This window comes from Miniphocaeibacter halophilus (genome assembly GCF_016458825.1).
In the GTDB taxonomy this organism is placed as follows: Bacteria; Bacillota; Clostridia; order Tissierellales; family Peptoniphilaceae; genus Miniphocaeibacter; species Miniphocaeibacter halophilus.
In genome coordinates, this window is record NZ_CP066744.1 from 1,046,411 (window position 1) to 1,058,275 (window position 11,865).

Annotated in this window: 12 protein-coding genes; 9 read left to right on the forward strand and 3 right to left on the reverse strand. The window is 29.0% G+C overall.

Going from position 1 to position 11,865, the window contains the following annotated elements; genetic code table 11:
• Positions 1-206: 206 nt before the first annotated feature.
• Positions 207-1,601 (reverse strand): chromosomal replication initiator protein DnaA, encoded by a 1,395-nt coding sequence (gene dnaA / locus JFY71_RS05125; protein WP_243661971.1) that lies wholly within the window; start codon positions 1,599-1,601, stop codon positions 207-209.
• A gap of 516 nt (positions 1,602-2,117) precedes the next feature.
• Here dnaA and rpmH point away from each other — a divergent pair.
• The 9 genes from rpmH to JFY71_RS05170 all read left to right on the forward strand — a co-directional run bounded on the left by rpmH (position 2,118) and on the right by JFY71_RS05170 (position 9,100).
• On the forward strand, positions 2,118-2,252 hold the full coding sequence (gene rpmH / locus JFY71_RS05130) for a 50S ribosomal protein L34 (RefSeq protein ID WP_243661972.1): 135 nt from the start codon (positions 2,118-2,120) through the stop codon (positions 2,250-2,252).
• A 33-nt stretch (positions 2,253-2,285) separates the two neighbouring features.
• Positions 2,286-2,618, forward strand: a complete 333-nt coding sequence (gene rnpA / locus JFY71_RS05135; protein ID WP_243661973.1) for a ribonuclease P protein component — start codon at positions 2,286-2,288, stop codon at positions 2,616-2,618.
• Positions 2,619-2,622: 4 nt separating this feature from the next.
• Positions 2,623-2,835, forward strand: a complete 213-nt coding sequence (gene yidD / locus JFY71_RS05140) for a membrane protein insertion efficiency factor YidD (protein WP_243661974.1) — start codon at positions 2,623-2,625, stop codon at positions 2,833-2,835.
• A gap of 16 nt (positions 2,836-2,851) precedes the next feature.
• Positions 2,852-3,655 (forward strand): YidC/Oxa1 family membrane protein insertase, encoded by an 804-nt coding sequence (locus tag JFY71_RS05145; protein WP_243661975.1) that lies wholly within the window; start codon positions 2,852-2,854, stop codon positions 3,653-3,655.
• Complete coding sequence (gene jag / locus JFY71_RS05150) at positions 3,656-4,522, forward strand: RNA-binding cell elongation regulator Jag/EloR (RefSeq protein WP_243661976.1); 867 nt, start codon at positions 3,656-3,658, stop codon at positions 4,520-4,522. It begins immediately after the preceding gene.
• Between the two features lie 104 nt (positions 4,523-4,626).
• Positions 4,627-5,997: a tRNA uridine-5-carboxymethylaminomethyl(34) synthesis GTPase MnmE gene (mnmE, locus tag JFY71_RS05155; protein ID WP_243661977.1), complete on the forward strand. Its 1,371-nt coding sequence runs from the start codon at positions 4,627-4,629 to the stop codon at positions 5,995-5,997.
• A gap of 8 nt (positions 5,998-6,005) precedes the next feature.
• Positions 6,006-7,904: a tRNA uridine-5-carboxymethylaminomethyl(34) synthesis enzyme MnmG gene (gene mnmG / locus JFY71_RS05160; RefSeq protein ID WP_243661978.1), complete on the forward strand. Its 1,899-nt coding sequence runs from the start codon at positions 6,006-6,008 to the stop codon at positions 7,902-7,904.
• Positions 7,897-8,604 (forward strand): 16S rRNA (guanine(527)-N(7))-methyltransferase RsmG, encoded by a 708-nt coding sequence (gene rsmG / locus JFY71_RS05165; RefSeq protein ID WP_243661979.1) that lies wholly within the window; start codon positions 7,897-7,899, stop codon positions 8,602-8,604. The genes mnmG and rsmG overlap by 8 nt, the downstream gene beginning before the upstream one ends.
• A 118-nt stretch (positions 8,605-8,722) precedes the next feature.
• Positions 8,723-9,100 (forward strand): DUF6483 family protein, encoded by a 378-nt coding sequence (locus JFY71_RS05170; protein WP_243661980.1) that lies wholly within the window; start codon positions 8,723-8,725, stop codon positions 9,098-9,100.
• Positions 9,101-9,756: 656 nt separating this feature from the next.
• Here JFY71_RS05170 and JFY71_RS05175 read toward each other — a convergent pair.
• Together JFY71_RS05175 and JFY71_RS12180 are read right to left on the reverse strand one after the other, a co-directional pair.
• Positions 9,757-10,845 (reverse strand): iron-containing alcohol dehydrogenase family protein, encoded by a 1,089-nt coding sequence (locus JFY71_RS05175; protein ID WP_243661981.1) that lies wholly within the window; start codon positions 10,843-10,845, stop codon positions 9,757-9,759.
• A gap of 40 nt (positions 10,846-10,885) precedes the next feature.
• Complete coding sequence (locus JFY71_RS12180; RefSeq protein ID WP_420846430.1) at positions 10,886-11,854, reverse strand: bile acid:sodium symporter family protein; 969 nt, start codon at positions 11,852-11,854, stop codon at positions 10,886-10,888.
• Positions 11,855-11,865 lie beyond the last annotated feature (11 nt).

Here is an 11,865-nt window from a genome sequence, read left to right on the forward strand (position 1 = left end):
TATAGTAGTAGTACTAGTAGTGTATGTTAATAATGTGGATAAGTCCTTTAAATAGCTTGAATTTCATAAAATCAGTTCCAATAAGCATGTGGATAAACCACTAAAGAATATTGAGTTATCAACACTATCAACAAAAAAAATAAATTTTTAATTATTTTTTGGTTATCCACAACTTATCCACAAGCTTGTCAACAGCAAAATGTGGATTATTCATTTTTAATCAAATCAATAAGTTCGTTAATTTCCTTTTCAAAATTTTCATCATTAGAAATATCTTTAGAAATTTTGTCAACACCATGCATAATAGTTGTATGGTCACGGTTAAAAGAATTTGCTATGGCTATTAAGGAAGAATCCGTAAGATTTCTACATAAATACATTGCAATCTGTCTAGGATAGGCAATTTGTTTAGATCTATTCTTAGAAGATAGATCAGAAACCGTTATATGATATTGATCTGCTACTATTTCCTGTATTAAATCAAGAGTAATAGGTCTTTTTTCATTTTCAGCAATTACTTTTCGTAATGCAATTTTTGCCCTTTCCAAATCTATATTAGGTTCATTTAGAAGCTTAGAATGAGCTATAACTGTCATTAAAGCGCCTTCCAACTCCCTAATATTGGATTTTACATTCATAGCTATGTACTCGAGAATATCCCTTGAAATATTAGCATTTTCCATATTGAGTTTAGCTTGTAAAATAGCTACTCTGGTTTCGTAATCAGGTAGTTGAATATCTGCCATTAAACCCCATTCAAACCTTGAAATAAGTCTTTCTTCTAAATCTTTAATCTCTTTTGGTGGTTTATCGGAAGATATTATAATTTGTTTATTTTGGGCATATAAATCATTAAAGGTATGGAAGAATTCCTCCTGTGTACCGGTTTTTCCGGCAATAAATTGAATATCATCAATAAGTAGTACATCAATATTTCTGTACTTATTTCTAAAGGCTGAATTCTTTTTATTACTTCTGTCTCCAATAGATGAAATAAGTTCATTAACAAATTTTTCACTACTTAAATATACGACTTTAGCTTCAGGATTATGATCTATAATCTCATGGGCACAAGCCTGCATTAAATGGGTTTTCCCAAGTCCAGGTCCTCCATATATAAAAAGAGGGTTGTAGGCGCTAGCAGGATTTTTAGATACAGCTAAGGCCGCCGATAAAGCAAATTCATTGGATTTACCCTTAACGAAGGTATCAAAAGTATATTTTGGATTTAACATTTGTTCCATTTTTATTTTTTCTACATCAATGGGTTTTTTTCCGTTGTTATTTTCAGTTAAATCAGCAAAATATTGTTGCCCTCCAGGCTTTGTCCTTACTTGATATTGTTTGTAAGTGTTGTCTGTTGGCAAAATAATTTTTATAGTTGCATCCTTCTTTAATATAATACTTAGAATGCCTATCATATCGTTTAAATATTTTGATTCAATCATTTTTTTGGTAAAGCCATTAGGTGCTGAAATAATTAGTTCAGAAGAAATTAATTTTATAGGTTCTAAAGGTTCTATCCATGTATTAAAAGCTACATCGGACATATTTACTTCAAGACCTGATAAAAATTCAGTCCAAATTAAATTTAGGTCCATAAAAATAACCTCCAAGTTATCAACAAAGTAATCCACAATTTGTTAACTGTCTACAAGTTGTAAATTACATAATGAGTAAAATTATCCACAAAACACCATACTTATCCACAATTTTTACAAAGTTTATGATTTTAGCCTAAAAAAATAGAGAATTGAAGCATTTTTATAATGACTATTCTCTAAATAGTATACTTATCCACAGTTTATCCACAAAATGTGGAGTAATATGTTTATATTTTGTGTTTTTAATTTCGTAATACAATTATTATAACAAATATTGATGATTTATACAAATAAAAAACTAGTAAAAATGTTTATTTTTCAAGCTTTATAGCAAGTTAAAATCCATAAAAAAACAATGAAATCCTAAAATAAATCAATATAGGATAAATCTACTAAAATATTGTTTAATAATATGAAAATTACAATATTTCTTGACAGTTAGCTCTTCCATTTATATAATTTAAACTAGTGTTTTGTATTTAAACAATGTCTCAAGGAGGTGCTATTAATAAAATGAAAAGAACTTATCAACCAAATAGAAGAAGAAGAAGTAAAGATCATGGTTTTAGAAAAAGAATGTCAACAAAAGCAGGTAGAGCTGTATTAAAGAGAAGAAGAAAAAGAGGTAGAAAAGTAATTTCAGCATAGGCCATTAATAATGGCCTTTTAAATTTTACATTTATGGAAAAAAATAAAAGATTAAGAAGTAATAGGGATTTTAGAATTGTTTACAGACATGGTAAAGGATATTTTAATAAAAATTTTACCTTTGTTGTAAAAAAAAGTAAAAAACAAGGATCTCGTGTTGGTTTCTCTATTACAAAAAAATATGGAAATGCCGTAGAAAGAAATAAATTAAAAAGAAGATTAAAAGAAATATTTAGACATAATTTTGATTTAATAAAGGATGGCTACGATATAGTAGTAATTCCAAGACAAAACACTAAAAAATTAACTTATGAAGAATTGGAAAAGTCTGTAAAACATTTACTTAATATTGTTTTTAAAAGGTGATGAAATGAAAAAAATACCAATTTTGCTTATTAGGTTTTATCAGAAGAATATATCACCATATTGGGGCTCAGGTTGTTGTAAATACTACCCTACTTGTTCCCAATATGCGATACAGGCTTATGAAAAATACGGAGTAATAAAGGGAACATTTTTAACTGTATGGAGAGTTTTAAGATGTAATCCTTTCAGTAAAGGCGGCTACGATCCATTAAAATAAAAATTTAGGAGTAAAAATGACGCAATTTTTAAGTTCTATAATTGGAAAGATACTGGAGTTTATATATGCTACAGTTTCCAAAATAGGGACAGAACCAAAGTCAATATCATATTTTGCAATTTCTTTAATAATATTGACACTTATTTACAAATTGGCAATGCTGCCGGTAACATTGTCAAATGCTAAGATGACAAAAGTCAACGCTGAATTGCAACCGGCAATGAAAAAATTAGAAAAGAAATACAAGCATGACCCACAACTTTATCAACAAAAAGTAATGGAATTACAAAAGGAAATGGGATTTAGTCCATTTGCCTCATGTTTACCTATGATAGTTCAACTTATTATTATTTGGGCATTATTTCCAGTAATGAGAGCACCAATGGAATATACCGGACTTTCAGAAACTATTGCAACAAACTTTTTTTGGATTCCGGATTTAACTGCAAAAGACCCAACTATAATTTTACCATTTTTAATGGCCGGTTCTCAAATGCTTTACAGTGTATTACTTACACCAAGTGCTAAGAAAAGCGATGATGGACAAGCAGATCCTATGCAGTCTATGAACTTTATGATGAAGTATGGTATGCCAATAATGTTCTTCTTCTTTGCAAGAAGTTATCAGGCAGGTTTAGCATTATATTGGACAACTGGTAATATTATTGAAATTGCTATTAGAATGGTTCTTAAGGTAGTAAATAAAGAGGAAGAAGTAGTTGAAGAAGTTCCAAAGAAGAAAAAAACTTCAAGTAAAGAAAAAATTTCAGAGGGACAGGCTTCAAAGAAGAAAAAAGCTAACAAAAAGAAGGGAGCCTAAATGAAATCAACGGTAAAAGTTGCAAAGACAGTTGAAGAAGCAGTTAATTTAGCTATAAAGGAACTTAACTGTACAAAGGAAGAAGCAATTGTTGAAATTTTAGAAGAGCCAAAAAGTGGTTTTTTTGGTCTAATAGGTTCTAAAGATGCTGTAGTAAAAGTATCGTGTGAAGAAAATATTGAAGAATTACTTAATGAAGTTACTTCCCCTAACTTCTCTACTAAAGAGAAGAAAGAAGAGAAAAAAGAAGAAGTAATCGTTGAGGAAATTAATACTGTAATTGAAGAAGAAATTATAGTTGAAGAAATATCTGAAAAAGAAAGAAAAAAAGATATAAGGAAAGAAAGAAAAAAAGAAGATTCTATCCAAAAGGATTTAGAAATAGATAGTTTAACTAAAGAGGAAATTAAAGTTAAAACTAAGGAATTTTTAAATGATATTGTTTCAAAAATGGGCATTAAGGCTAATATTGAAACATTTAATGATGAAAACTTTACAAGATTTAATATTGTTCCTGAAAATGATGGAGATATTGGAATTGTTATTGGAAAAAGAGGGGAAACCCTAGATGCTATTCAGTATTTGGTTAATTTAGTAGCTAATAGAAATTCCAAGGAATATATGAGAATATCTGTAGATTCTAATAATTACAGGGAAAAAAGAATTAGATCTTTAGAGTCACTGGCAGTAAAAATGGCTAATAAGGCTAAGAAGTATAACAGAAATATGAAATTAGAACCAATGAATCCATATGAAAGAAGAATAATACATTCCGCTTTACAAAATGTTTCAGGGGTATATACTGTTAGTGAAGGTGATGAGCCTTATAGAAGAGTAATAATAAAAATTAAGAGAAAGAAAAAATAAAGTCTGCATTTGCAGGCTTTATTTCTTTTAGAATGTAGTATAAATGCTTAAATATATTAGCATTAAGGTATGTTATAATTATAAAGAATATTAGGAGGGTTATTATGGAACATACCATAGCTGCAATATCGACTGCTACAGGTGAAGCAGGAATAGGAATTGTAAGAATGAGCGGTTTAACCAGTTTTGAAATAGGTAAGAAAATTTTCAAGCCAATAAAAGAAATAGACGATAAAAATTTAGAAAATAGAACTTTAAGATATGGCCACATTTATGATGACGATAAATTAATAGATGAGGTGTTAATTGCCTTTATGAAGGGACCTAACACCTACACTAGAGAGGATATTGTAGAAATCTATACCCATGGTGGTATTATTTCCGTTAAAAAAGTTTTGGATTTAACCTTGAAAAATGGAGCTAAAATTGCTGAAAAAGGTGAATTTACAAAACGTGCCTTTTTAAATGGAAGACTTGACCTAAGTCAAGCAGAAGCCGTTATCGACATGATTAAGGCAAAAACAGACAAGGCTTATGAGGCTTCTATTAACCAATTAGAAGGCTCTTTAAAAAAGGATATTAAAAAATATAGGGATGGACTTTTAAATTTACTTGCCCATGTTGAATACTCAATTAATTTTACAGAAGATGGTCAAGAGGAATTAGATAATTCTGTAATAATTAAGGAAGGGGAGGAAATATTAGAAGGTCTTAAAAAATTATATAATTCATCTAATAGAGGTAAGATTATAAGAGACGGTATAAATACAACTATTATTGGCAAACCAAATGTTGGTAAGTCCTCTCTTTTAAATAATTTAGCAAAGGTAAACAAGGCAATTGTTACAGATATACCTGGTACTACTAGGGATATTATTGAAGAATATATAGATATAGATGGTGTTGCTTTAAAAATAAGCGATACTGCAGGAATTAGAGATACTGACGATATTGTTGAAAAAATTGGAGTAGACAGATCTTTGGACTTTGCACAAAGTGCAGATTTAATTATTGCAATTTTTGATTTGTCTAAAGAACTAGATGAAGAGGATAAAATTGTACTTGATTTATTAAAGGGAAGAAAGGCTATAGTCCTTTTAAATAAAGATGATTTAGAAAGTAAACTGGATATTGACAGTTTAAATATAGATGAAAACATACCTGTTATTAGAATTTCCATTAAAAATAATAAGGGTATAGACAAATTAGAAGAAACAATTTCAAAAATGTTTTTACAAGGAGAAATAATATCAAGTAACGAAACCCTAGTAACTAATATTAGACACCAAGATATTTTAGGAAGGGCTATTAATCATTTAGAGTCATCTTTAAATGATATGAAATTAAATATTCCTATTGACTGTGTAGAAGTGGATTTAAGGGATTCTTGGGAAATATTAGGAGAAATAACAGGAGAAACTATAGAAGATGATGTACTTGATAAAATATTTAAAGATTTTTGTATTGGAAAATAAGGAGAAATATGGAAGTTATTAAATATAGAGAAGAACCTGTTGACGTAGTTGTTATAGGTGCCGGTCATGCAGGTTGTGAGGCGGCTTTGGCAACAAGTAGAATGGGATTAAAAACCGTAATTTTAACAATGAGCTTAGATTCAATTGCTGACTTGCCTTGTAACCCTAATATAGGAGGAACAGGAAAAGGTCATTTAGTAAGGGAAGTTGACGCACTAGGCGGTGAAATGGCCCTAATTATAGACAAGTCCTTTATTCAGTCCAGAATGTTAAATACATCAAAAGGTCCGGCTGTTCATTCTTTAAGGGTACAGGCAGACAAGCCTAAGTACCATATGGAAATGAAAAAGGTTATTGAAAATCAAGAGAATTTAGATTTAGTTGAAGCTGAAGTTACAAAAATAAATGTAGAAAATAATCAAGTTACAAGTATAGAGACCATGTCCGGTGCTATTTACGAAACAAAAGCCGTTATAGTTGCAACGGGAACCTATTTAAAAGGATTAATTCTTATGGGAGAATTACAATATGAATCCGGTCCCCATGGTTTAAAGGCAGCAACCCACCTATCTAAATCCCTAGAGGATTTAGGAATAGAGTTAAGAAGATTTAAAACAGGTACACCGGCAAGGGTCCATAGGGACAGTTTAGACTACACTGTAATGGAAGAGCAAAAGGGTGATGATGAAATAGTACCTTTTTCATTTATGAACTTCGGTAAAAAATTTGATATTGAACAAGAACTTTGTTATTTAACCTATACAACCTTAGAAACTAAAAAAATAATAGAGGCTAATTTAGAAAGAAGTCCAATGTATGCCGGAATAGTAAAAGGTGTTGGACCAAGGTATTGCCCGTCTATTGAAGATAAGGTTGTAAGATTTAATGAAAGGGATGAACATCAGGTATTTGTGGAACCTGAAGGTGTAGACACTAAGGAAATGTATATTCAAGGAGTAAGTTCAACCCTACCTGAAGAAATACAAAAGCAAATGTACAAGACTATAATAGGCTTTGAAAATGTTAAATTTATGCGTTCAGCCTATGGAATAGAATATGATTGTATAGACCCAACAATATTAAAAAGAACATTGGAGCACAATGAAATTAATGGACTTTATTTTGCCGGTCAAATAAATGGTTCGTCCGGTTATGAAGAAGCAGCAGGCCAAGGTTTAGTAGCAGGAATTAATGCTACAATGAAAATAAAGGGAAGAGAGCCTTTTATTCTAGACAGGTCCGATGCCTACATTGGTGTTTTAATTGACGATTTAGTTACTAAGGGAACTAATGAACCATACAGGATGATGACTTCCCGTGCTGAATATAGACTTACCTTAAGACAGGATAATGCCGACTTAAGACTTACTGAAAAGGGCTATGAAATAGGTCTTGTTACAGAAGAAAGAATGGAAAAAACAAGAAGGAAAAAAGAAAGTATCTACACAGAATTAGATAGGCTAAAAAAAATACGGGTAAACCCTACTGAAGAAAATAATAAAAAACTAATAGAGCTTGGTTCCGGACCAATGAAGGCCTCCCATACCCTATATGATTTAATAAAAAGACCGGAACTAACCTATGAAAGCTTAATTGTTTTTGATGAAAAAAGACCGGAACTTTTAAGGGAAGTTAGAATGCAGGTAGAAACCCATATTAAATACGAAGGTTATATTGCTAAACAAAAACATCAAATAGAACAATTTAAAAAATTAGAAAGAAAGAAAATAGACTTTATAAAAGACTATTCAGAAGTTAAGGGACTTTCTAATGAAGCCATGCAAAAACTAAACCAAATTAAGCCAGATTCCCTAGGTCAAGCTAGTAGAATTAGCGGTGTTAGTCCGGCGGATATAAATGTTATATTAATATATTTAGAAACTAGAAAAAGGAAGAACAATGAGTAAATTAGAAGAATTATTTGTAAAAAATGAATTTAAAATAGATGAAAACCAATTGGATAATTTCGAAAAATATAGGGACTTATTAGTAGAGACCAACAAGGTTTTAAACTTAACCTCTATAACAGAAGAAGTAGAAGTAAACTACAAACATTTTTTAGATTCCATTCTTCCCTTAAAATATGTTGATATAAGGGAAAATTCTTCCTTAATAGATATAGGAACAGGAGCAGGACTGCCGGGACTACCAATTAAATTTGTCCGTAAGGACCTTAATATTGTTTTAATGGATTCATTAAATAAGAGAATTAAATTCTTAAATAAGGTTATAGGAGAATTAAAACTAGAAAAAATAGAAGCAATTCATGGTAGAGCGGAAGAAATGGGAAGGAATGCAAAATACAGGGAAAAATATGACTATGCTATTTCAAGAGCTGTTTCCAGACTTAATACCCTAGTAGAATATTGCCTACCCTTTGTAAAAGTCGGTGGATATTTTATATCTATGAAAGGCCCATCAGGCCATGAAGAATATGCAGAAGCAAAAAAGGCTATTGAAACCCTAGGTGGAAAATTAGAAAAAATTATTGATTACAATCTGGATTACGAGGACTCTGAAAGAACATTAATAATAATTAAGAAGATAAAAAACACAAATAAGAAATACCCTAGAGCCGGTGGTAAACCGAAATCTAAACCACTATAAAAAATCACTTATAATATGAAGTGACCTAGATAATTGGGAATAAATATATGGTAAGAATCTACAGTTTTAATTGGGTGTAAATAATTATTATATAGAATAATTAGAGGAGAAGGTTAAAATGCATTACCAAGAAGATTGGCTATTAAGACAGATAAATACAGTTATAAATACATTGGCAGTACTATTTACAGGGAAAAAACTTACATCTGAATCCATAAGGGATATGGAATTACAGATTTCCTATAGTGAATATTATAAGAAAGTATTTAAATTAGTAGAAACCGGTGATATTAATAAAGCGGAAAATTTACTATTTTCTGTCCTTAAGAATATGGAAAAAGAAGAACAATCGGAAACTCCTCTTCTTGCATTATTGTTTTATTACAAGCTTAATGAATTGTCAGATGAAGAATTAGATAAAAAGAACTTTTCAAGGAAGGAAATAATGGAAGGAATTGAGTCGGTAAAAAAATTATTTCTTAAATCTAGTTTATAAATTATTAAAAAAAATCACTTACATATTTGTAAGTGATTTTTTAATAAGGATACTTATTTTTCAATTTTTTCTAGAATATAGCTTAAACTTTTTAATATATAATATATCCAAATTGTTGATATAATATCTACAAAAGAGCGTATTAATAAAAATTTAAATCCATATAATACTTGTGTTGAATAGTTAGGGTCAAAAATAACTCCTCCCCATGTTCTAAAGAAAAAATAAATTATGTATATTAAAAGGCATGTTCCTATTAAAAGTGTAATGAGTACAATCGAATTTGAGTAAACTTTAGGAGTATAAGTTAAGGTAAAATTAAAAAGAAGACTATTAACATATTTAATTTAAAGACCTAGACTCTATAATTATATTTATTTTAGATATTTTTATTTATCTGTTTATTGTAAAATTAGATATTTTATATAAAAAAGATACTAGATAGGTATAAAGATAGTTGAGAACAAATAGAAAATCACAGATATATAAAATAGTAAAAGTTGAAAATTAGTTTAATAAAATAAAAAAACTAAAAATTAAATAATAAAATTATAAAAAAACCACACTTTATGAAATAAATGAATTTACTATAAAAAGTGTGGTTTTAAGCTATTTTAGCGGTTCTAAGGGAAATATTATTTTTAGATAGATTATATTTACCTATCCTTAATAAAACTTTCAACTTCTAATATAGTTTTTATAAATTTCTCTTGAGAGATGTTGAAAGGACTACAAGACCATTCTAAAACTGTAGATGCTTTTTGCACAATTTTCTCCAAATTTGAATATTTTACATCAATGTCTTCTAATAGAATCGGTAGTTTAAGTTTTTTATAAAAATCTAAAGTTTTATAAAAAATTTTAGATTTTTTATCATATGCCAAAAGATATAAAACTCCTAAAGCTACAATTTCACCGTGTAAATGTTTGCTAGCCTCAGGAATGATGGTTACTCCATAATAAAATGCATGAGCTAAGCTACTATTATAATAAAAATCATTATCAATTGTTAAATTAGAAACATAACCAGTAGTCATAATTATATCGAAGACAACTTGTTCTAATTCATAACTTACCTTATTATTCATGCAATCATCTAATGCAGATTTACCATATTCAAACAATGGCTTACTTATGGATGAACTAAGAGTTACTCCTAATAAAGCCTTATTATTTAAAACTTTATTTCTACTTGCAAACTCAACTTCGTATTCTTTTGATAATGCATCTCCTATTCCTGCCCAAAATAATTGGTAAGGTGATTCAGCTATTATTTTGGTATTTATAAAAACGTGTAGGGGACAAGTTTTTAAATTATAATATTCTTTAAATACTCCGCTATTTTCATAAATAACAGAAAGGCTGGTGCTTCCAGCACAGTTAGAAGCTAATGTAGGAAAACTGAAAAATGGTTTACTCAATTTATCAGCTACTACTTTTGCTGTGTCAATAGCTCTACCACCTCCTACACCAAATATTATACTGCTATTTTTAATTAATTCGTTACTTGTTAAATGATTTATATTTTGATATGTAGAATCTTCTCCATAAATGATAAAATCAATGATATATGAATTTAAATTTTGGGGGATTCTTTCTTTAAAAATGCTAATAGCAGTTTTTCCACCTATTACAATAATACTTTTATTTATAATAGATGTGTACATTGAAACTATATCCAAAATAGAATCATAAATATTTTCTCCAATACTACAATTTGATAAAAATAAATTAGTGTCTTTCATAATACTATCCCCTTAAATTAAATCAGTTAAATTGAGTATCTTACATTTTATTTCTTCGTACTTTTCGTTGAAAAATATTAGCTAAAATCGTAGTTAAGGCTAAATTTAACGAAACCGCTATTATGGAAGGAATTGCTACCGAAGAGTGTAAAGTTGTAAGAGTAGAAGCTATTCCAACTGATAATGCTGAGTTCTGTTCACAAGATGTAATAATTAATGATACTGCTTTTTTTTGATCTAATTTTAACAATTTAGCTAAAATTCCATTTCCTAAAGCTGCAAAAACAAAGTTGAGAGCTACAGCTATTATGACAATTATAGAATTTGTACTTAAAATAGTATCTCTATTTGGTGCAGTGCTCACAGAAACTATTAAAAGCAATGAAATTATAGAAATTAATCCTATAAGTTTCTGGAAAGTATTAGCTTTATCTTTAAAAATATGTTTAACGAACATTCCTAAAAGTATAGGTAACAACACAATTATAATAATATTGATAAACATAGATATGAAATTAAATTCAATCCATTGTCCTCCAAAAACAAAAGTTAAAAAAGGGGTAACAATTGGTGCTAAAAAAGTTGAAAAAATAATTATAGCTACAGAGAAAGTAATATCTCCTCCACCTAAGAAGGTAATAACACTTGCAGCTGTTCCAGGAGGCATAGAACCCAATAAAATTAAGCCAAAGGCTAAATTATTATTCAATTTTAAAAATTTGGCTATTAAAAAAGCACCAAAAATCATAAAAGTATATTTTGCAATAACACCTATTGTAATATATTTAGGTTTTTTTAACATTATAATTATATCTTTAGGTATTAAAGTTATTCCAGTCCCAAACATTATAATAGCTAAAAGCAAACTGGGAATGGATAGATTAGCTATTTTAACATTAGCAATAGGAATAAATATATTTGGAATAGCTAAAGCTAAGCCTGTTACAAATAGTATAAAAATTGTAAGGTTTTTGTTTAAAAAATCTGAAAGTTTTTTAATATTTTCCATGCATTAATACC